The 20,173-nt window shown below is 65.0% G+C and carries 19 protein-coding genes; 1 reads left to right on the top strand and 18 read right to left on the bottom strand.

The features are described from left to right. Window positions 1–127: 127 nt before the first annotated feature. The 12 genes from ACU0B3_RS05145 to ACU0B3_RS05090 form a co-directional block, all read right to left on the bottom strand. The gene (locus tag ACU0B3_RS05145; RefSeq protein ID WP_446259755.1) at window positions 128–1,087 is read right to left on the bottom strand and encodes a type II secretion system F family protein; all 960 of its coding nucleotides are present in this window, start codon (window positions 1,085–1,087) and stop codon (window positions 128–130) included. 18 nt (window positions 1,088–1,105) lie between these two features. After that, complete coding sequence (locus ACU0B3_RS05140) at window positions 1,106–2,074, bottom strand: type II secretion system F family protein (RefSeq protein ID WP_446259754.1); 969 nt, start codon at window positions 2,072–2,074, stop codon at window positions 1,106–1,108. Continuing rightward, window positions 2,071–3,507, bottom strand: coding sequence for a CpaF family protein (locus ACU0B3_RS05135; RefSeq protein WP_446259753.1), 1,437 nt, complete (start codon window positions 3,505–3,507; stop codon window positions 2,071–2,073). Before ACU0B3_RS05135 ends, ACU0B3_RS05140 begins: the two co-directional genes overlap by 4 nt. Continuing rightward, window positions 3,508–4,764 (bottom strand): AAA family ATPase, encoded by a 1,257-nt coding sequence (locus ACU0B3_RS05130; RefSeq protein WP_446259752.1) that lies wholly within the window; start codon window positions 4,762–4,764, stop codon window positions 3,508–3,510. A 230-nt stretch (window positions 4,765–4,994) separates the two neighbouring features. Next, window positions 4,995–5,690, bottom strand: coding sequence for an OmpA family protein (locus ACU0B3_RS05125; protein ID WP_446259751.1), 696 nt, complete (start codon window positions 5,688–5,690; stop codon window positions 4,995–4,997). Between the two features lie 4 nt (window positions 5,691–5,694). After that, a complete protein-coding gene (locus ACU0B3_RS05120; RefSeq protein WP_446259750.1) occupies window positions 5,695–7,140 on the bottom strand; it encodes a type II and III secretion system protein family protein in 1,446 nt (481 codons plus the stop codon). Window positions 7,141–7,316: 176 nt separating this feature from the next. Then, the gene (gene cpaB / locus ACU0B3_RS05115) at window positions 7,317–8,177 is read right to left on the bottom strand and encodes a Flp pilus assembly protein CpaB (RefSeq protein WP_446259749.1); all 861 of its coding nucleotides are present in this window, start codon (window positions 8,175–8,177) and stop codon (window positions 7,317–7,319) included. A gap of 95 nt (window positions 8,178–8,272) precedes the next feature. Then, the gene (locus tag ACU0B3_RS05110) at window positions 8,273–8,536 is read right to left on the bottom strand and encodes a Flp family type IVb pilin (protein WP_446259748.1); all 264 of its coding nucleotides are present in this window, start codon (window positions 8,534–8,536) and stop codon (window positions 8,273–8,275) included. Window positions 8,537–8,621: 85 nt separating this feature from the next. After that, window positions 8,622–8,954: a Flp family type IVb pilin gene (locus tag ACU0B3_RS05105; RefSeq protein WP_446260224.1), complete on the bottom strand. Its 333-nt coding sequence runs from the start codon at window positions 8,952–8,954 to the stop codon at window positions 8,622–8,624. A gap of 125 nt (window positions 8,955–9,079) precedes the next feature. Beyond that, window positions 9,080–9,286: a hypothetical protein gene (locus ACU0B3_RS05100; RefSeq protein ID WP_446259747.1), complete on the bottom strand. Its 207-nt coding sequence runs from the start codon at window positions 9,284–9,286 to the stop codon at window positions 9,080–9,082. 103 nt (window positions 9,287–9,389) lie between these two features. Then, complete coding sequence (locus ACU0B3_RS05095) at window positions 9,390–9,557, bottom strand: Flp family type IVb pilin (protein WP_446259746.1); 168 nt, start codon at window positions 9,555–9,557, stop codon at window positions 9,390–9,392. A 120-nt stretch (window positions 9,558–9,677) separates the two neighbouring features. Then, complete coding sequence (locus tag ACU0B3_RS05090) at window positions 9,678–9,845, bottom strand: Flp family type IVb pilin (RefSeq protein WP_446259745.1); 168 nt, start codon at window positions 9,843–9,845, stop codon at window positions 9,678–9,680. A 356-nt stretch (window positions 9,846–10,201) separates the two neighbouring features. Here ACU0B3_RS05090 and ACU0B3_RS05085 point away from each other — a divergent pair, with 356 nt between their 5' ends. After that, window positions 10,202–11,026, top strand: a complete 825-nt coding sequence (locus ACU0B3_RS05085; RefSeq protein WP_446259744.1) for a lytic transglycosylase domain-containing protein — start codon at window positions 10,202–10,204, stop codon at window positions 11,024–11,026. A gap of 40 nt (window positions 11,027–11,066) precedes the next feature. Here ACU0B3_RS05085 and ACU0B3_RS05080 read toward each other — a convergent pair whose 3' ends face one another. The 6 genes from ACU0B3_RS05080 to topA form a co-directional block, all read right to left on the bottom strand. After that, complete coding sequence (locus ACU0B3_RS05080) at window positions 11,067–11,351, bottom strand: GNAT family N-acetyltransferase (protein WP_446259743.1); 285 nt, start codon at window positions 11,349–11,351, stop codon at window positions 11,067–11,069. Continuing rightward, window positions 11,344–11,967 (bottom strand): 3-oxoacid CoA-transferase subunit B, encoded by a 624-nt coding sequence (locus ACU0B3_RS05075; protein WP_446259742.1) that lies wholly within the window; start codon window positions 11,965–11,967, stop codon window positions 11,344–11,346. Before ACU0B3_RS05075 ends, ACU0B3_RS05080 begins: the two co-directional genes overlap by 8 nt. 69 nt (window positions 11,968–12,036) lie before the next feature. Beyond that, the gene (locus tag ACU0B3_RS05070) at window positions 12,037–14,697 is read right to left on the bottom strand and encodes a glycoside hydrolase family 9 protein (protein WP_446259741.1); all 2,661 of its coding nucleotides are present in this window, start codon (window positions 14,695–14,697) and stop codon (window positions 12,037–12,039) included. A gap of 152 nt (window positions 14,698–14,849) precedes the next feature. Continuing rightward, a complete protein-coding gene (locus tag ACU0B3_RS05065; RefSeq protein WP_446259740.1) occupies window positions 14,850–15,560 on the bottom strand; it encodes a CoA transferase subunit A in 711 nt (236 codons plus the stop codon). An 88-nt stretch (window positions 15,561–15,648) separates the two neighbouring features. Continuing rightward, entirely contained in the window at window positions 15,649–17,043 is a 1,395-nt protein-coding gene (locus ACU0B3_RS05060) for a TrkH family potassium uptake protein (RefSeq protein ID WP_446259739.1), read from the bottom strand. Between the two features lie 428 nt (window positions 17,044–17,471). Next, entirely contained in the window at window positions 17,472–20,150 is a 2,679-nt protein-coding gene (gene topA, locus ACU0B3_RS05055) for a type I DNA topoisomerase (protein WP_446259738.1), read from the bottom strand. Window positions 20,151–20,173: the final 23 nt, after the last annotated feature.

The raw sequence follows: 20,173 nt of genomic DNA, 5'->3' as shown, positions 1-20,173 counted from the left end.
CCGCACGGTCGTATTGCGTATCTGCTAATACACCTTTAACGCGCATCCGGCATTTTTTCGAGCGGCAATCACGATTTGTGGCCGATTGCGTCACTTTCGCCATGCCGGCCGGTGGCGGCCCGCGGGCTTAGGGGCCGGCGAGCGAGCCGAGTTGCGTGATCCCGACCGCCGAAGGGCCGACGAGGATGATCAGGAGCGGAGGGACGGTGAGGGTCATCGTCACCAGCGTCATCTTGGTTGGCAGCTTGTTGGCGGCCTCCTCGGCGCGCATCACGCGCTTGTCGCGCATCTCGCCGGCGTAGACGCGCAGCGCCTCCCCGATCGACGTGCCGAACTGCTGTGACTGGATCAACACGGTACAGAAACTGGCGATGTCCTGGGCGCCGCACCGCTCTGCCATGTCCTTGAGAACGCTGGTCTTGTCCTTGCCGGCCTTCATCTCCTGCGCGACGATCTCGAACTCTTGCGCGAGCGCGGGGTAGGAGGCTTGCAGCTCCTGCGCGACGCGGATGATGGCCTGGTCCAGCGACTGTCCCGCCTCGATACAGACGAGCATCATGTCGAGGCTGTCGGGAAAGCCCTGTTCGATCTCCGCCTTGCGCTTTTCGGTGGCCTTCTTAACCTTGTATTTAGGGAAGAAGTACCCGACGACGCCCGGTCCCAGCACCCACATGATGGTCTGCTGCATGGTCGTCTCGTCGTTCTGGACGAAGAGGAAGAAGTAGGCGGAGCCGGCGGCCAGTCCGGTCAGCGCCAGGATCAACTGCGCGGCATAAAAGAGGCGCACGGCATCGCTGGAGCGATAGCCGGCGTTCATCAGCGACTTGCGGATGTTGGAATATTCCTCGTCATCCTTTGGCTCGAGGAAGGTCGCGTACTTCTCCAGCTTTTTGTTCTGCTGGTTCGAGCGCAGCTTGGGCCCGTCCGATTGCGCGCGGGCGCGCTCGCTCGTCTGGCGGTGCAACCGCTCGAGGGGGTCGGCCTTGGCCCGGAGCAGCAGCGGGATCGCCGACATGATCAGGATCAGCCCGACCGTGCCGACGGCGATGATCGGGGCAAAGGGTCCAAGCGCGTTGAGAAATTCCATGGCGGGCAGGTCCGGCGGCTAGACTTTGATGTTCACGAGCATGCGCATCACCACGAGGTTGGCGACCAGAAAGCCGGCCACCAGCACGCAGGCGGGGATGAACCACGGGTGATCGAGCACGTCATCGTAATAATTCGGGTCGGTCAGCTGGATCACGATCAGCGCGCCGACAGGAAAGCCCGACAGGAACTTGCCGGACCATTGCGCTTCGGCGGTGATCGCCTTGACCCGGCGAAAGAGGCGAAAGCGGGCGCGGATCACCTTGGCCAGACCCATGAGGATCTCGGCCAGGTTGCCGCCCGATTGCTGCTGGATGGACACGGCGACGGCGAGAAAGCGCAAGTCCTGCATGCCCAGACGCTCGGCCATGTGGGTGAGCGCCTCGCCCATGTCGCGGCCATAAGCGGCCTCGTCCGCGATGATGCCGAACTCGGTCGCGATCGGGTCCTCGACCTCCTTGGCGACGATGGAGATGGCCGACGAGAACGGGTGGCCGACGCGCAAGGACCGCACCATCAGCTCGACCGCGTCGGGCAGTTGCTCTTCGATCATGGCCAGGCGTTTCTTGGCCTTGTGATTGACCCAGACAAAGACGCCGCCGATGCCGATCCCGATGGCCGCCGGAATGCGCAGCATCAGCTGGGTCTGCGTGCCGACGGTCAGCACGACAAAGGCCACGAAGGCCAGCCCCGCCATCAGCCCCATCAGCTGTGCCGGGGAAAAGGCGATGGCCGCCTTTTCGGCGCGGTCCGCGAGCAGCGAGTAGAGCGGCACCTGCCGGGTATCGCCGTGCAGGTTCATCTCCTTGCGGAGCTTTTCCAGCACCTCCTCTCGGCCCTTGCCCTTGTCGAGCATCTCGAGACGGCGGTTGACCTTGGCGTTCAGGCTGATCGATTTGCCGAACGCGACGAGGTAGATGCCTTCGACAAGCACCACCACGCCGATGAAGATCGACAGGTAGATGATTGGTTCAATGGGCAGGGTCATGCGGCATCCGGTTGAAAGGGTTCAAAGATTTGCGGCGGCAGGTCATAGCCCCAGAGGCGGAAGCGCTCCGAATAGTGCGAGCGCACGCCGGTCGCGGTGAAGTGACCAATGATCTTGTTTTCGGGCGTGAGGCCGACGCGCTGGAAGCGGAAGATCTCCTGCATGGTGATCACGTCGCCCTCCATCCCGGTCACCTCGGTGATCGAGGTCATGCGGCGCGAGCCGTCCTGCAGGCGCGAGGCCTGCACGATCAGGTTCACCGCCGAAGAGATCTGTGAGCGCACCGCTTTGAGCGGCATATCGATGCCCGCCATGGCGATCATGTTCTCGAGCCGGGCCACCCCGTCGCGCGGGTTGTTGGCGTGGATCGTCGTCATCGAGCCGTCGTGGCCGGTGTTCATGGCCTGCAGCATGTCGATGACCTCCTCGCCGCGCGTCTCGCCGACGATGATCCGGTCCGGCCGCATCCGCAGGGCGTTTTTGAGACAGTCGCGGGGGGAGACCTCGCCCTTGCCCTCGACGTTGGGCGGGCGGCTTTCCATCCGGCCCACGTGCGTCTGTTGCAGCTGGAGTTCGGCGGTGTCCTCGATCGTCAGGATGCGCTCGGCGTTGTCGATGAAGGACGACAGCGCGTTGAGCGTGGTCGTCTTACCCGAGCCGGTCCCGCCCGACACGATCACGTTGAGCCGGGTGGCCACTGCGGCCTGCAGGTAGGCGGCCATCTCTTCGGTAAAGGCGCCGAACTGCACCAGGTCATCGATGCCGAGCTTGTCCTTTTTGAATTTGCGGATCGAGACGAGCGAGCCGTCCACCGCGATCGGCGGCACCATCGCGTTGAAACGTGAGCCGTCCTGCAGCCGCGCGTCCACGTAGGGGTTCGACTCGTCCACACGCCGGCCCACGGCGGAGACGATCTTGTCGATGATCCGCAAGAGGTGCTTTTCATCCTTGAACGTGACGTCCGTCAGCTGAAGCTTGCCTGACCGCTCGACAAAGATCTGCTTGGGTCCGTTCACCAGGATGTCGTTGACCGTCTCGTCTTGCAGCAGCGTCTCGAGCGGGCCGAGGCCCTTGACTTCGTCATAGAGCTCCTGATTGAGCGTCGTGCGGTCTTCGCGGTTGAGGACGATGTTCTGCTCTTCGAGCACCTCGGCGCTGATCGCGTTGATCTCGGCGCGCAGGTCCTTTTCCGTCGCGTGTTCGAGCGCGGCGAGGTTGAGGTTGTCGAGCAGCGCGCGGTGCAGTTCCAGCTTGATGTCCGCAAGGCGCTCCTTGCGTTTGAGGTCGCGGTCGGCGTTCGCCGCCTTGGCCGGTTTCAGCTCGACCGGACGGCGCAGCACCTGCGGCGCGTCCTCTTTGGGAACGTCCGGCACCGCCGCGACAGGCGCCGGCGCGGCTGGTTTCGGGGCGTCCTTCTTGTAGCGGGAGAACATCTAGGCGGCCTCCGCTTCGCTCTGACCCAGCGCGTGCAGGGAGGCGGCCAGCTTGCCGATCTCCTTGCGGAGCGGGTTCTTTGGCACGACTTCGGCCAGCGGCTGCCCGTGATCGCACGCCTGCAGCACCGGTTTGCCGCCATCGGGCAGCTGCACGTCGATGGCGATCCCCAGCGATTCAGCGAGCCGTTTCACGCGGCTCTTGCCCGGCAGGTCGGTGAACTTGGGCGCGCGGTTCAGGAGGAACCGGACCTTGTCGAACGGCAGCCCTTCGGATTGCAGCGCGCGCTTCATGCGCAGCGCGTTCTGGGCCGAGCGCATGTCGAGCTCGATCATCGCGAGGTACACATGCGCGTCGTTCAGGATCGTCTCGGACCACTGCACAAACGTCTTTGGCATGTCGATGATCACGTAATCGAAGTGCTGGCGCGCCATGTCGGTCAGCTTTTGAATGTCGTCCGGCGTGATGAGGTCGAGCGGCAGGAGGTCCGGCGGCGCGGTCAGCACCTGCACCTTTTGTTCAAAGCCGACGAGCGCCTGGCCAAAGGTGTCCTCGTCCATCGCGTCCATGTCGGTCAGCATCTCGAACACCGCCTCGCGGCGCGTAAGGTCGAGGTAGGTGGACACCGATCCCATCTGCAGGTCGAGGTCGAGGATGCAGACCCGCGGGACCTCCTTGGGGGAGACGTTGGCCAGTTCCCAGGCGAGATTTGTCACGAGCGTCGTCGCACCGACGCCGCCCGCAAGCCCTTGAACTGCAATGAGAACGCCGTTCGATGCGCCCGACTTGGTTAGTGTCGGCGCCTGCTTGTCCTCGATCGGCGTGACAGGTGCCGTCGGTGCGGGCGGCGGCGGGGCGGTCACCCGGTCGATTGCTTCTTCGAGCGCGCCTTCGGGCAGCGGGTAGGGAACGAATTCGGACGCCCCGGCGCGCATCAGCGTGTGCAGAGTGCGCGGAGAGATGTCGTCCGTGATCAGAATCACGGCGATCTTCTTGCGTTTGGCGGTGGCGATGACCTCGACGATCGGGTCCAGCGCCGCCTCGTCTTGCGCGTCGAGCGCAATGGCGAGGAATGACAGGCGCCGGCCGTCGGGCTGGCCGAGGAAGGGGATCGCCTCGTCAAACCCCAGATCGCCCCATTGCTCGCCCAATGCGGCTTCCATGTCGTCGATCAAAAGGTCGAATTGCTGCACGTCACGGCAGACCGTGCAGGCGACCAGCGGCCGCTCCTCGTGCAAAGACTGTGTCTCGCTCATATGCCTCGGGTCCTCGTTCAGAGGCCGCGGGTCCAAGGCTCAGCCAGATTGATGCGTCACGCACCCCCGGGGCCACAGGCCACACGACCCCACCGTGCAGACGTCACGCGGACGCGGCACTGGGTTCCGTTCCCGGGTAAGATCGGGGACAATCGGGGCGACAATAGGGCCGAAATGCCGAAATTATGCGAATTCGGTCCCGAGGGTTAACGCACTGTAAAGAAGCGTCTTTACGGGCTCGGGGAGGCCGGGGCGCCGCTGCCTTCGACCCCGCCGCCTCCGCCGCCGCCGGTCGCGCTTTGAAGTGTTGAGGCCGGTACGGCGCTCGCCACGTATTCACGGTAGATGATCGCGGCGTATTGCCCGTTGAGGACCGTCGGGTGCCCGGCGACAAAACCCGAAACTTCGGTCACGGTCCGGCGGTTCTGGCGCTCTCGGTTGCTTGTCGGGATCGCAAGCCGCGTCTCGCCAAAGGACACGAGCGCTTCGAGCCGGGACTGGCTGATCCCGTTCTGGCCGAGGAAGTGCACCACATTTTGTGCCCGGCGCAGCCCGAGCCGCTTGTTATAGCTGTTGGAGCCCACCGCATCAGTATGTCCATAGACGCGGAACCGCACTTCGGGGAAGTGCCGCATCCAGGCCGCCTGTGCGCGCAGCACGTCCTTGGCCGCGTGGTCGAGATGGCTGGAGTTGAACGCAAAGGTGATCGTGCTGGGCACTTCGGACGCGAAGCGCGCGCCGAGGTCTTCGGCGTACTTTTCGGGGTTCGCCATGACGTCCATGTTGTTCATCGTCGCGGCGCCAAAGTCGGGTCGCTGGATACCCGTGCCGGCCTCGCTCTGGAATTTGCTGTAGATCGGGCCGCGCGGTGCGCAGGCTGCAAGCACGAGGGCGCCGAGCGCAAGGGGAAGGAGGAAACCGCGCATCACATCAATCCATCACGTAGCCGTAGGAGCCGTTGAAATCCTGCCGCGCCACTTCCTGCACCGGACCGGTATGTCCGCGTCCCTCGACACGGCCGCCCAGGAACAGGTCCTTTTCCGTCGGCACGATGACCCGGTCGGTCGGCAGCGCGAGCCGCTCGCCGCGGGTCGGCGTGACGAGGTGCGGCGTGACGATGATCACCAGCTCGGATTGCTGCCGCGCGTATTCGGCGGAGCGGAAGAGCGCGCCCAAAACCGGGATGTCGCCGAGCCACGGCACCTGTCCGTTCAGATCGCGGAAATCGTCTTGGAGAAGGCCCGCAATGGCAAAGCTCTCCCCGTCGCGCATCTCGACGGTGGTCGACGCCTCGCGCCGGGTGAAGGCCGAGATCGTGAAGCCGCCCTGGTCGAACCCGTTTGTGGCATCGAGCGCGGAGACAGCCGTGTTCAGCTGCAGGTTGATCAGGTCGCCGTCAACGACGGTGGGGATGAAGTTGAGCTCGATCCCGAAGGGTTTGTACTCGACCACGACGCTGTCGCCTGACCCCGAGGTCGGCACAGGGTATTCGCCGCCCGCGAGAAACTTGGCCTCTTGGCCGGAGAGGGCGGTGAGGTTGGGCTCTGCAAGGGTGCGCACGACGCCTTTGGTTTCAAGCGCTTCTAGGAGGACGGCCACTTCGACCGCGCCGGCGTTGAAGCCAAAGGAGATGGCGCCCGCGTTGTTGGCCGAACCGGAAAGGGCGCTGGACGTCCCGCCGCCGGGCAGTGCGCCGCCAAGCAGGTTCGTCTGGCCGGCGCTCGTTACGCCGCGCCCGGAGCCGCCCGCGACGCCAACGTCGCTTGAAAAGGCCGTACCACCAAACGCCACCGACGATTGCAACGACTTGGCCACCGAGCGCTGCATCTCGGCAAAGCGCACCTTGAGCATGACTTGCTGGACGCCGCCCACGGCCATGAGGTTCGACACCCGCTCGGGCGCATAGCGCTCTGCGAGTTCGAGCGCGCGCTGAAGCTTGACCGTGGAGGACACCGTGCCGGAAAGCACGATGCCGTCGTTGGCGGTGCGCACCTCGATCTCTTCACCAGGAAGGATTTGCCGCAGGCGCTCCTTGAATTCGGTCACGTCCGCTGCGACGCGCACGTCGACGTTCGAGATCAGCCGCCCGCTGGCGTCAAGGAGCGTGAGGGTTGTCAGCCCCGGCGATTTGCCAAGTACGTAGATCGTGCGGTCGCTGAGCGACGAGATGTCGGCGATGGCCGGGTTGGCGATCGAGAGCTCGGCAAAGGGGATGTCGCTTTCCACGACGATGGCGCGGTTCATCGGCACGCTCAGGCTTGAGCCGGTGCCGTTGCGCACCACGCGCAGCGTTTCCGCCATGGCAGGCGGGACCGGCAAACTCGCCGAACAGAGGACGCAGAGCGCTGCGGCCTTGAGAATACGTGTCACTGTCATGTGATCTGCCTCGTCGATCACGGCCTCTGGTCGGAGTTATTGTCCCCGTTGACCTTAGGTGTGACCGCGTCACCGCGTTTTGGCAATCGTGCGGCGGGGCAGGTGCCCTTGCCTGTGGATAACGAGCAACAACCGCGGGTCCGCCCGATTCGGGGCGGCAAGGCGGTGCGGCGCGGTTAGTTGGTGCAGGGGATTGGCAGTTCGACGACTTCGGCGCCGCGGCGGGTGCGCACGGTGCAGACGCGCTGCGTGGGGGCCTGTTCCGGCTCGGAGATGGCGCCGATCCCGAGCAGGGTGCGTTGATCGACTTCGATCACTTCGGCCACGGTCTCGTCATGGGAGCCGACCAGCGACAGGGCCAGCTTGCCAGTGGCCTGGGCTTGCGCGAGGGCGGCGACCTGTTGCGGCGTGGCGGCCACGGTGACCGTGCTGGCGATCGAGACTTCGGAATCTTCGCTGTTCGCGCTCTGGTCGATCGCGATCAGCCGGACGCCGGTTTCGATGAGACGGGTGACTTCGCCGCGTGCTTGCGTAGCCGTGGCACCGGGCATCTGGCCGGTCCAGTAGACGTCCACGCGGTCGCCGGGACGCAGGAAACCGGACACGCCGGAGGCGACGTCCACGCGCAGCGCAAAAGCGCGCATGCCTCGGTCGAGGCGCGAGGTCAGGCCGGCCTCCTCGCCGGGCTCGGTGACCTTCACGGCCAGGATCGGCTCGTTTTTTTCGATGGCGCGCAGGGCGTAGCGCGGCTCGGTCTCTTCTTCGGCAAAAAGCGGCAATTCTTCGGTAAACGCGCCTTCGGGGAGTGCGGCCTTCGGCCAGGCGATCATCGTCACGCCTTCCGCGGTGAGGGCGTCGCCGTACTTGACGCTGTCTGCGGCGACGTAGACACCGACGGTCTCGACCGCCTGCGCGCTGATGGCACGTTGCTGGGCAAGCTCGGTCTGGTAGGCGCCGACGTAGTTCTTGGCCATGTAGACGGCGAGCCCGGCGAGGCCGAGGCCCAAGAGCAGAACAACTCCGAAGATCATGCGCATAAGGGACCTACCTTTTGTACCTGCGTCGAGCCTTCGCCCGACTTGCCGTGTCTAGCTGGCGATTGCGTCGAAATTTGGACTTGCCATATCTGCCTTTACGATCCGCTCTGCTGTTGCGGTGCGTTTTCCGGGGGCGGCTCTTCGATGGAACTGCTGAGCTCGCCTTTCTGTGGACCAAACCCCTTGCTTTCGGAGGCAAGCGCTTTCGCGGTTGCGGTGCTGAGACCGCGGGAGGATTCCTCGATGCTGGAGTAGGCGGCGATGGCCAGACCTACGACCGCGGCGGTCAGCACGACCCAGTCGACCGTGACCGCGCCGCTTTCGTCGCGGAGGAAGGTGTTGGGTGTGGTGTGTCTCATATGCGGCCTCTTGCGGCTTTGTGGTGGGTGGGACAGGCGATTGCATGGCGCCGGTCAGATGTGCGGTTTGCCAGCTCAATCGCTCTTACGGCTCACTCGGCGACGCTTGCGCCGGTTGCGGCTCGGGCTCCGGCTCGGGTGCGGGCTCTGGTTCGATAGGGTCGCCTCCAGAATGCTGCGGCTCGCTTGGCGGCGGTTCTGTCGGGACCGGATCGCCGCTGTTCTGACCGCTGATGGTTTCCGCGGTGGACTGCGCGAGAACTCGCGTGGCCTTTTCCATGCTGCCGTAGGCGGCGATGGCGAGGCCAACGACGGCGGCGGTCAGGACCACCCAATCGACGGTGACGGCGCCGTTCTCGTCCCGGAAAAACCCCGGAGCGCTGAGTGCGCGCGATGATGTGGTTTGGCGTAAATTCATCGGAATGGCGTCCAGTTCAAACGAGGCCGATTTCAAGCCGGTGGACGCGGTGACGCCTTAGGCTCGCCCGGTGGTAGAAGGGCAGCGGAGCGACGGTGCGCACCGCTTGTCCGAAAGGTCTTTGATCAAGGTTCCGATCGTACGGGTTTCACGCCGCCGGTCCCTGCGAGTTCGTCTTGAGACGCGATCGCTTTGGCCGTGGCTTTCACCAACTGGGCAGAGCTCTCTTCGATTGACGTGTAAGCAGCGATGGCGAGGCCCACGACGGCCGCGGTCAGAACGACCCAGTCAACAGTGACGGCGCCGCTCTCATCCCGAAGGAAGGTCAGCATACTATCTCCAATCCAGCCGGACCCAGCAAACGGGCAGGGCCAAGATATCAGGGGGCGCCATCCAGCACCGAAGTGCTGGCGGCATGTTCAGCGCGCGGACGACTTAGAAGTCGTTTTGCTTGGATACCGCGCCTGCCGCCGAGTTGATCAGCGCTTGCGAGTTGGTTTCGATCGCCGTGTAGGCCGCGATGGCCAGGCCGACGACGGCAGCGGTCAGGACGACCCAGTCGACGGTGACGGCGCCGGATTCGTCTTTGAAAAACTTGTTCATGCTCTTCTCCTCTCGCCCGGGGTGCAGCAGCGCACGCGCGTCAGGCGGTGTTGTGTTGGTCGGCACGGGGCGTCATGCGCCCCGCGCGAGGTGTGGCCAGGCAAGCCTGACCAGTCTGGCTTAGAAGTCGTTTTGCTTCGCCACGGCGCCCGCCGCCGAATTGATCAGCGCTTGCGAGTTGGTTTCGATGGCGGTGTAGGCCGCGATTGCGAGGCCAACCACGGCAGCGGTCAGCACAACCCAGTCGACGGTAACGGCGCCGGACTCATCATTGAGGAACTTTTTCATTGTCTTGGTCTCCAAAAGGATCGTTTGCTCAGGTCAACCGCCTCGGGGTGTATGTGTCAGCCTCTCACACCTGACACGTCCGTTTCGGTTGACGCCAATAAGCCCCTTGAATGAGGCGCCAGTGGGGCAGGCATTTGAGACAATGTGAAAAAACTAAAGCAAATTGAGGCAGGCGTATAAGATACTGAAACTAAGTGCTTTTTGGGGTCCATTTATTTTGTGGCTTCTCGAATTGAGGCGCCCGCTGCGCCAATTGTGGCACAAGTGCCCAAGTTCGGATCAGCAATGGTGGTTTGGAAACGATTTCTTTGCCATATTGGGAACAATTAGAAACAGGCTCGAGGCAGGGCATTGCAATGAAACCGCGCATTTTCAGCGCCTTGCTGTGCTGTGCTCTTCTGTGGAGTGCGCCGGGCTTTGCAGAGGAGACGCGCGCGGCGCCAAAGCCCTTTCCCGACTTTCAAGCCAAGCGCGTGAAACCGCCAAAAGCGGGCGCGACCAAGCGGATCACAGTGCAGATTGCGCCGGAGCGCGCGGCGCCGGTGGAGGCGCAGGCCGCAGCCACTCTGGGCGGTGCCCAGGCACCTGCCTCGTTGGGATGGTTTTGGACGCGCGTCTCGCCAGACCTTGCGGACAAGGCGCCGGGGCGGCTCGATGCGTCGCTTGTGGCGCTTCAGAACGCTCCCGACGGCCAGCGTATTGCGGCGCCGAGGTTGCAGACACTTCAGGCCATTGCCGAGGCGTATGGCGTTGACCTGTTGCGCACCACCGTGGGCACGCGGGTGTCTCCGGCGCTGGCGCTGGCCGTGATTTCGGTGGAATCCGCCGGGCGGCCGGATGCGGTGAGCTCTGCTGGGGCGCAGGGGCTGATGCAGTTGATGCCGGCGACCGCGGCGCGGTTCGGGGTCACCGACCGGGCCAATGCGCAGGAGAACATCCGCGGCGGGGTCGCCTATCTCGATGTTCTGTTGGCGCGGTTCGACAATGATCCGGTGCTGGCGCTTGCGGCCTATAACGCCGGAGAGGGGGCGGTCGACACGCACGCGGGCGTGCCGCCTTTTGCCGAGACGCGCGACTACGTGCCGAAGGTGCTGGCAGCGTTTCAGGTGGCCCGGGGCCTGTGCCTGACCCCGCCCGAGCTTGTCACAGACGGCTGCGTGTTCCGGGTGGCGTCGCGCTGAGCTGGCGTAGGGTGGGCATGTGCCCACCTTACCTCACGTGTCAGGCGGCGAAGACGTCCGCCCAGTCCGGGTGCTTGCGGCGCTGGGCGTTCACGAAGGGGCAGAGCGGTACGATCTTGAACCCCTCCGTGCGGGCGAGGCGCACCAGCTCTTCGGCCAGGACAAGCCCGGCGCCGGTGCCGCGCAGCGCGTCGGGGACGGAGGTGTGATCGGCGATCACCAGCGTGGGCGAGGCGATGGAGTAACCAAGCTCGGTCTCATGCCCGTCCACCACGCGGACCAGACGGGCCTTGGAGCCGGTGATCTCGCGGGCGATCTCAGACAATCGTCGCCTCGGTCGCGGCGCGCATCTCCTCCTCGGTCACACCGTCGGCGAGTTCGACGATCTTGAGCCCGCCCTCGACCACGTCGAGCACGCCGAGATTGGTGATGATCCGGTCGACCACGCCCGCGCCGGTCAGGGGCAGGGTGCAGGTCTTGAGGACCTTGCTTTCTCCGTGCTTGTTGGTGTGGTCCATGACCACGATCACGCGGCCGACGCCCGCGACGAGGTCCATGGCACCGCCCATGCCTTTGACCAGCTTGCCGGGGATCATCCAATTGGCCAGATCGCCTTTCTCGTCGACTTCCATCGCGCCAAGGATCGCGGCGGCGATCTTCCCGCCGCGGATCATGCCAAAGGACGTGGCGCTGTCGAAATAGGCGGTGCGGCGCAGTTCGGTGATCGTCTGCTTGCCGGCGTTTATGAGGTCGGGGTCCTCCTCGCCCTCGATGGGGAAGGGGCCCATGCCGAGCATGCCGTTCTCGGATTGCAACGTGATGTCCTTGTCGCCGACGTAGTTGGCCACCAGCGTCGGGATGCCGATGCCGAGGTTCACGTACATGCCGTCTTCGAGCTCGTCCGCGGCACGGGCGGCCATCTGATTGCGGTCCCAGGGCATGTGCGTTCTCCGTATGGTGTCAGGGGCTGGGCGCTGTTTACCGGGTTTTGCTGCGGTGCAAAAGGGGCGTCACAGGAGGTGATCGTATCCCGGTGCGGTATCGCCAAAGATCTGGTCCGCGCCCGTGCCTGCGCCCATGCGGTCGCCGCCCGCCCCGCCGATCAGCACGTCGTCACCGGCGCCGCCCCAGATGGTGTCGTTGCCGCCCCCGCCAAAGATCGTGTCGTTCCCGCCCCCGCCAAAGATGAGGTCGTCGCCGGGTCCGCCGATGATGAGGTCGTCGCCTGCGCCGCCGCGCAGGGTGTCGCCCCCAGCGCCGCCGTCGATCCGGTCGTCTTGCGCGGTGCCGTCGAGGCTGTCGTCGCCGTCCGTGCCGGTGATGGGAGCGTCGTCCTCAAAGCTTTCACCCGCCAGGTATCCTGCGACGAAGGTCGTGTCGGCCATGCCCTGGAACACCGTGAACTCGGTCAGCGGGACAAAGTGGAAAAAGCCTTGGAAGCTCTCATGGACCGGCGCGTCGAATACGTTTGGCCAGGCGTGCGGGAACATCAGGCCGTGGTAGAAGTCCCAGTCCGCGCCGTAGGCATAGGCGTTGTAATCGCCGTAGATCGTGATGCCCGGCATCGGGTCCCGCCCCAGCGCGTCCGCCTCGGTGTGCAGGATCTCTTCGGGCTGGCGCGCGCCTTCGAGGTCGGTCAGGTACGACATGTTGAGCGGGTTCTGCCCGAGGAGGTACTGCATGTCCTCTTCGATGATCTCGAGATAACGCGCCTCTCCGGTCAGCACGTGCAGCTGCACGAAAATGTCGGACGCGAGGTTCGGCTGGTTGGCCGTATTGCCCCAGCCGTAAGGCGCATCGGGGTCGAGCGTGAAGCCGTAGCCGGAGTTCTGTCCTTCGGCGATCAGGAAGTCGCCGTAGTCGATGAGCGCCTGTTTCGCGCGGGCGGCCGCATCTGCGTCGGTAAGCGCCGGGTCCATGCGGGCGTAGAGCGCCGCCGCCTCCCACTGGCGCTCGCGCCAGTCGATGTCCGAGCGCGGTGTGCTATAGGTGAATGTGTCGAGGAAGGTTTGGTGGTAGGCGGCGTCGCCGGTTGCGTGATAAAGCTCGAGGGCTGCGAGGTTGCGCGACGTCACGAGTTGGAAGTCGCTGGCGAGATCATCCGGCAGCCGCGCCTCCGCCCAGGCCATTGCCCGCTCGGCGGAAGTGAGCCACATCTCAGCGGCGCCCGCGTCATAGACCTTGAGCGCGGCTGCGAGCTTGGCGGCGGAGGCGGCGTATTCCCAGGACGACCAGATGCCCGGCGCGTAGGCGTAGAGCGCGGTCTCCTTGGTCCAGCCGGACACGCCGTAGCCAAAGTACTGCGGGGCCTCGACCCCGCCGCGGATGCCGCCGTCTTCGGTCTGCATCCGGCGGAAGACGTCGAGCCCCCAGATCGCCTCGTCGAGGATGTCGGGGATGGTGTTGGTGTTTTCGGGGATGGAGGCGCGCGTCGCTTCGGTGAAGGCAGGCTGCAACTCGTGCAGCTCCACCAGATCGCGTACGGCGTACATGTGCTGGGTGCGGCGGTCCATGTCGCCGGCGTCGTGCCAGCCGCCCCAGCCTTCGGCGATGATCTTGCCTCTGTCTCCCGCCGCGAGCAGGTCGAACTGGTCGGGCAGGTCATTGTCGTAGCCCTCGTCGGTCTCCATCAGCGCGACGGAGCTGGCGTAGACGGTGACGTTGCCGTCCTCGGGGTGCCAGGGGCGGGGACGCTCCCAGTCGGTCAAGGGCGCCTCGAGCGCGATGCCGCTGCGCTGGTGGTAGTAGCCCGAAAGGCTGAGGGCAAAGACCTCGTCCCAATGTGCGTCCTCGAGCTCGAAGTCGGCGCTGCGCCCGACGCCCTCGACGTGGATGTGGTAGGTGCCTTGGGCGGTCACCGGGCTGAAATCCATCACCCAGACATCGGTCTGGTTGTAGTTCAGCCACCAGTCGGTGGGGGTGTCTTGGCCCTGCGCAAGCTCTGTCTGGCCGGTGTGCACCACGGTGCCGGTGACGCTGTCGACCACCTCGAATTGCAGCGGGCCGTCATAGACCTGTGCGACCGACGTGCCGCCGCCCGGCTGGCTCAGGTCCACCTCGTATCCGTTCCAGCTGCTCAGCCGCGCCGTCTTGACCGTGCTCGATGGATCATAGCCCGCCAGGTTGATGTGGATCGCCTCGGAGACTGTGCCCGCCGGCGCGTAGGTCGCCGTGAGCGTCGGCATCGCGGGCGCGTCGAAGGTGATCGTGATCTCGTCGCCCGGCGTGAGGTCTACGGTGAGATCGAGGAACACGTGCTCTGCCGTGCGCATCTCGAACCCCCACTCCTCCGTCTGGGCGGAGGAGAGGATGTTGGCCTTGCGCGAGAGCGTTTCGATCTCGGCCGGGCTGCCGTTCACCAGCACCTGCCAGCGGCTGACGTCATCGACCGGCGCCGCACGCAGGCCGTCCGTGCCGCTCACGGTGGCGTGGGCAAAGAGGTGCTCGATCGGAGCGGCGACGTAGGCATCGAGCGGCAGCCAGGCGGTGCCGTCGCCGACCACCCGCCCCAGCGCGCCGGTCTCGTCGTAGACCCAGCCGGTGTCCGGGTCCACGAAGGGCAGATCCTCCGGCCTAGGCGCAAGCGCACCGTCGCGCACCTCGCCCAGCTCGAGGCGCAGCTGGATCACATCGCGATCCACAAACCCGATCTGCGTCGTCGTCGCCTCCACGCGCGTGCACTCCAGTCCCGATGAGCAGGATAGCGCGCCGGGCTGAAGTCTCAATAACGGGAGCGGATTTCGCGGCTCAAGCGGCGGAACATCTCACCCGTGAGGCGCCGCACGTGCGATGCGCCCGGGACACGCTAGTGTGCCAGGACTGATCAGGCGGCGCGCGTCGTCCGCTGCTCGATCCGCTTTTCATGCACGCCCTGTACGATGCGGTGCACGTAGATGCCGGGCAGGTGGATGTGGTCACCGTCGAGCTCGCCGGGCTCGACGATTTCCTCGACCTCCATCACACAGACCTTGCCGCACATCGCCGCGGGCGGGTTAAAGTTGCGGGCCGTCTTGCGGAAGATCGCGTTGCCGGTCGTGTCCGCCTTCCACGCCTTGACGATGGAGAGATCGGCAAAGATGCCTTCCTCCATGATGTACGTCTCGGACTTGCCATCGGGACCGGTGAACTCGCGGTGATCCTTGCCCTCGGCGATCACGGTGCCCACGCCCGTCTTGGTGTAGAATCCCGGAATGCCGCAGCCGCCCGCGCGCATCCGTTCGGCCAGCGTGCCTTGCGGGTTGAACTCCAGCTCCAGCTCGCCCGAAAGGTACTGGCGCATGAACTCGGCATTCTCGCCGACGTAGGACGAGATCATCTTCTTCACCTGCCGCGTCTGCAGCAGGATGCCGATGCCAAAATCGTCCACGCCCGCGTTGTTGGAGGCAAAGGTCAGGTCCTTGGTCCCCGCCTGCTTGATCGCCTCGAGCGTCAGCTCGGGAATGCCGCACAGGCCGAACCCGCCGGCGGCAATGGTCATGCCATCGAACAAAAGCCCGTCGAGGGCGCTGGCGGCATCGGAATAGACTTTTTGCATGGACCGGTCCTCTTATCGCTGGGGCAGGTTGTGGCGGGATGGCTCCGCAGTGTCAATGCAGGCGCAGCATCGGCGCCTGCTCGCGCCGTCAGAACGCGCGGCGCTTGGGCTCATCCTCACCGGTGGCCTTGCCACCAACCGCGATTGCGAGGCCGAATGTCAGGATGCCGAGGCGGCCGGCGGTCATCAGGACGATGATCGTGAGCTTGCCGACCGCCGTCAGGTCTCCAGTGATACCCATCGAGAGGCCGACCGTCCCCATCGACGACATCGCCTCGAAAAGGATGACCTCGAACCGTCCCGTCTCGGTGCTGAGCAGAAGGATCATCGCGCCCGACAAAAGCGCCGCATAGTAGACGAGACCCACCGTCGCGTTGCGCACCTTGTCGCGCGGGATGGTGCGTCCGGCGAACTGGATGCGCTCGCGCCCCTTGAGCGTCGAGCGCACCAGCGCGAAGAGCACCGCGAACGACGTCGTCTTGAGCCCGCCGCCCGTGCCGGCAGGGGAGGCGCCGAACATCATCAAAAGCAGCAGCACCATGACCATCGCCGGTGCCATGGCGCCGATGGGAACGGTGTTGAACCCGACCGTCGTCGCCGCCGTCATCGCCTGGAAGAACGCCGCCAGGAGGCGCGCGTCCCACGGCAGGCTGGTGATCTGCGGCTCGAAGAGCGCGAGGAACACGGTGCCGAACGCCAGAAACCCGCCGGTGACGTAAAAGATGACCTTTGTGGTGAAGCCAAGATGCAGCGAGCGCTTGCGCAGCGCGCGGTAGGCATCGACCACCACGAGGAACCCGATGGCGCCGAGGAGCGACAGGGCAGAGATCGTCAGCACCACGCCGGGGTGATCGACAAACGCTTCGAGCGAGGTCGAAAAGAGGCTGAAGCCCGCCGTGCAGAAGGCCGACACCGCGTGAAAGGTCGCAACCCAGAACGCGTTCTCGACGCCCGCCTCCTCGAACATCGGGTAGAGCAGGGCGACCCCGATCCCCTCGACGAGCAGCGTGAACACCACCACCGAGATAAGGAAGTACGGCGCGTTGATCTCCTTTGGCAACTCGAACGCGGTGCGCGCAGCGGTCTCCCGCGATTGCGACAGGCGGTGCTGCAGCACGAGCATCGCGAAGGAGCCGATGGTCATATACCCGAGCCCGCCCAGCTGGATCAGGCCAAGGATCACCGCCTCGCCGAACAGCGTAAAGCTGGTGCCCGGGTCGATGGTCACGAGCCCGGTCGTTGAGACCGCCGAGGTTGCGATAAAGAGCACGTCGAGCGGCGATTGCGGCGTCTCCTGCGCAATCGGCAGGAGCAGCAGCACCGTGCCGACCAGCATGTAGGCGATGTACCCAAGCAGCAGCGAGCGGGCGGGATTGTCCGCCGTGCGCGCCGCGAAGCCGCGTTTGGGCGAGGAGGGGAGCGAGTCGACCTTTGGCGGGCTTGGCTGCGACCCGAAAGACGTGTCGGACGAGGTGTCAGTCACGAGAAACCTTTCACGCGCGAAATGCGCGGCAGGGTAACGAAGATAGTTGGGTCCGGGTTCCCGCGTGTTGGGTATCGCGGGATCTAAATTGTCAAATATCGCGGGCGGCTACATCGACGGGTCTGCGTGCAAGTCCGACGGGGACGGCAACACTCATCTATCCTATGTTCTTTGTTCATGCGCTCAGATCAAAGCACCCGCCTGACAGGCACTGTCAGGCCGCGTCATGCCGAAGGCATGCCTCTGGCATGACCCGCCCCCGTCACACCGTAGGTTTGCCTTCGGCAAAACGGGCGGCGCGATGCGCCACCCCTCGGGACGGCGCGTGCACATCCGTTTAGAAGGAAAATCCCGAAGGCCGCCGTTCTCGCGAAATCGGCACCCAGGATTCCGTATCAGCGAGTTGATGCACGGCTCTCAAACGAAACCTAAGACTTCTTCGCCGCCGTCTTCTTGGCCGGTGCTTTCTTCTTTGCGGCAGGCTTTTTCTTGGCTGGGGCCTTCTTGCCGGCCTTGGCGGCGCGCTCTTCGATCAGCTTGACGGCCATGTCCATCGTCACGTCGGCGGGCTCGACGCCGTCGGGGATGGTCGCGTTGATCTTGTCCCACTTGACGTAAGGCCCGTAGCGCCCGTCATAGACGCCGACAGCGCCGCCGCCTTCGGGGTGCTCGCCCAGCTCTTTGAGCGGTTTGGCCGCGCCGCGCCGGCCCCGTCCGGGGTTCGCGCGCTTGTCGTCGATCAGCTCGACCGCGCGGTTCATGCCGACCTCCCACATCTCCATCGGATCCTTGATGTTGACGTAGACTGGTTTCTCGTCACCTCCCGGCAGCTTGTGCATGATGTAGGGACCGAACCGCCCGAGGTTGGTCGTGATCCGCCCGCCCGAGGGGTGATCGCCCACGTGACGCGGCAGCTCGAGCAGCTTGAGTGCCTTTTCGAGGTCGATGTCGTCCTTTTGCCAACCTTTCGGCAGGGAGGTGCGCTTGGGTTTCTTGTTCTCTTCGGTGGCCTCGCCGCGCTGGACGTAAGGGCCGTACCGGCCAGAGCGCAGGGTGATCTGGTCCCCGTCGTCCTCGCCCAGCACCTTGTCCTCGCCTTCGGCGGCGTCGCCGCTGATCGGGCGGGTGTAGCGGCATTCGGGGTAGCGCCCGCAGCCGATGAAGCCGCCGGTGCGCGACGTCTTGAGGTGCAGCTGCCCCTCGCCGCAGAGCGGACATTGGCGCGGGTCGCTACCGTCCTCCTTGGGTGGGTAAAGCTGGGGCGCGAGCGCCGCGTCGAGCTTGTCGAGCACTTCGGAGATGCGCAGCTCGGAGGTTTCGGCCACGGTCGCCGAAAATTCGGACCAGAAATCCGCCAGCACCTTTTGCCAGTCCGCGTCGCCGGCGCTCACATGGTCGAGCTTGGCCTCGAGATCAGCAGTGAACTCGTAGCCGACGTACTGGCGGAAGAAGTTCAGGAGAAAGATCGTGACGATCCGGCCTTTGTCCTCGGCAAAGAGACGGTTGTTCTCCTTCCGGACGTATTCGCGGTCCTGGATCGTCGTGACGATCGAGGCATAGGTCGAGGGCCGCCCGATCCCCAGCTCCTCCATCCGTTTGATGAGCGTCGCTTCGGTGTAGCGCGGGGGCGGCTGGGTGTGGTGCTGGAGCGCAAGGACGGCGCCGTTTTCCGACAGGATTGCAGCGGCGTGCTGTTGCATGCCCGCTTTGGCGCTTTCGACCACGGTATCGGCGCCCGTCGCCTTGTCATACTCGGCCTGGAACGAGGTTCCGGCAAAGCGCGCAGGCTCGCCCTGGCTGATCTGGGGAAGGCGCTTGTCGTCGTCGCCCACCGGCTCGTCGCGTCCCTCCTCGTAGACCTTGAGGAAGCCGTCGAACTGCACGACCTGGCCGGTCGCCCGCAGGCCAACCTGGCCGTCATCGCTGGAGATATCGACCGTCGTGCGTTCGAGCCGTGCGGCCTCCATCTGGCAGGCGAGCGTGCGCTTCCAGATCAGATCGTAGAGCCGGCGCTGGTCCGCCTCGGAAATCTTGAGGCTCTCGGGGTCCTTGGACATGTCCGTGGGGCGCACGCATTCGTGCGCCTCCTGCGCGTTCTTGGCCTTGTTCTTGTAATTGCGCGGGCTCTTCGGGACGTACTCGCTACCATACCGACGGGCGATCTCGTCGCGCGCGGCGGTCACCGCCTCGGGAGCCATGTCGATCCCGTCAGTCCGCATATATGTAATGTGTCCCGCCTCGTAGAGCCGTTGCGCCGCGTTCATCGTCTGGCGCGCGCCAAAGCCGAACTTGCGGCTGGCCTCCTGCTGCAGGGTCGATGTCATGAAGGGCGCCGACGGGTTGCGGGTCGAGGGCTTGGCCTCCACCGACGCGACCTTGAGCGCGCGCGATGTGACGGCCTGCACCGCCAGCTCCGCGGCTGCCTGGCTTTCGAGCGACATGCGGTCGAGTTTCTTGCCGGCCAGCGTCGTCAGTCGCGCCTCGAAGGACTTGCCGCGGGGCGTCTCGAGCAGCGCCTTGACCGACCAGTATTCCACCGGTTTGAACGCCTCGATCTCCATCTCGCGCTCGACGATGATGCGCAGGCACACCGACTGCACGCGCCCGGCAGAGCGCGCGCCCGGCAGCTTGCGCCAGAGCACCGGCGACAGGTTGAAGCCGACGAGGTAGTCGAGCGCCCGGCGCGCCAGATAGGCGTCCACCAGCGGCACGTCGATCTCGCGCGGGTTGGCCATCGCCTCGGTCACGGCGGCCTTGGTGATCGCGTTGAACGTCACCCGGCGGACGTCGGTGTCCTTCTTGATCGCGCGGCGCTTGGTCAGCGCCTCCTGCAGGTGCCAGCTGATCGCCTCCCCCTCGCGGTCGGGGTCGGTGGCGAGGATCAGGGCGTTGTCGTCTTTCAGCGCGTCGGCGATCGCCTTGACGTGTTTGCGGCTGTCGGCGCCGACCTCCCATGTCATGGCAAAGCCGTCATCCGGGTCGACCGAGCCGTCCTTGGGCGGCAGGTCCCGCACGTGGCCGTAGGAGGCGAGCACGGTGTAGTCCGAGCCGAGATATTTGTTGATTGTCTTGGCCTTGGCCGGCGATTCCACAACGACAACGGGCATGTAGGCTCGGACCTCTCGGCTGT

Source organism: Pseudaestuariivita sp., from assembly GCF_052825805.1.
Note: the sequence above shows the minus strand (reverse complement) of the source record. Positions and strands in the feature narration are given on the sequence as shown.

Coding starts and splice junctions, on each gene's coding strand:
- ACU0B3_RS05145 (WP_446259755.1), bottom strand. CDS start 1,087: ATGGAATTTCTCAACGCGCTTGGACCCTTTGCCCCGATCATCGCCGTC.
- ACU0B3_RS05140 (WP_446259754.1), bottom strand. CDS start 2,074: ATGACCCTGCCCATTGAACCAATCATCTACCTGTCGATCTTCATCGGC.
- ACU0B3_RS05135 (WP_446259753.1), bottom strand. CDS start 3,507: ATGTTCTCCCGCTACAAGAAGGACGCCCCGAAACCAGCCGCGCCGGCG.
- ACU0B3_RS05130 (WP_446259752.1), bottom strand. CDS start 4,764: ATGAGCGAGACACAGTCTTTGCACGAGGAGCGGCCGCTGGTCGCCTGC.
- ACU0B3_RS05125 (WP_446259751.1), bottom strand. CDS start 5,690: ATGCGCGGTTTCCTCCTTCCCCTTGCGCTCGGCGCCCTCGTGCTTGCA.
- ACU0B3_RS05120 (WP_446259750.1), bottom strand. CDS start 7,140: ATGACAGTGACACGTATTCTCAAGGCCGCAGCGCTCTGCGTCCTCTGT.
- cpaB (WP_446259749.1), bottom strand. CDS start 8,177: ATGCGCATGATCTTCGGAGTTGTTCTGCTCTTGGGCCTCGGCCTCGCC.
- ACU0B3_RS05110 (WP_446259748.1), bottom strand. CDS start 8,536: ATGAGACACACCACACCCAACACCTTCCTCCGCGACGAAAGCGGCGCG.
- ACU0B3_RS05105 (WP_446260224.1), bottom strand. CDS start 8,954: ATGAATTTACGCCAAACCACATCATCGCGCGCACTCAGCGCTCCGGGG.
- ACU0B3_RS05100 (WP_446259747.1), bottom strand. CDS start 9,286: ATGCTGACCTTCCTTCGGGATGAGAGCGGCGCCGTCACTGTTGACTGG.
- ACU0B3_RS05095 (WP_446259746.1), bottom strand. CDS start 9,557: ATGAACAAGTTTTTCAAAGACGAATCCGGCGCCGTCACCGTCGACTGG.
- ACU0B3_RS05090 (WP_446259745.1), bottom strand. CDS start 9,845: ATGAAAAAGTTCCTCAATGATGAGTCCGGCGCCGTTACCGTCGACTGG.
- ACU0B3_RS05085 (WP_446259744.1), top strand. CDS start 10,202: ATGAAACCGCGCATTTTCAGCGCCTTGCTGTGCTGTGCTCTTCTGTGG.
- ACU0B3_RS05075 (WP_446259742.1), bottom strand. CDS start 11,967: ATGCCCTGGGACCGCAATCAGATGGCCGCCCGTGCCGCGGACGAGCTC.
- ACU0B3_RS05065 (WP_446259740.1), bottom strand. CDS start 15,560: ATGCAAAAAGTCTATTCCGATGCCGCCAGCGCCCTCGACGGGCTTTTG.
- topA (WP_446259738.1), bottom strand. CDS start 20,150: ATGCCCGTTGTCGTTGTGGAATCGCCGGCCAAGGCCAAGACAATCAAC.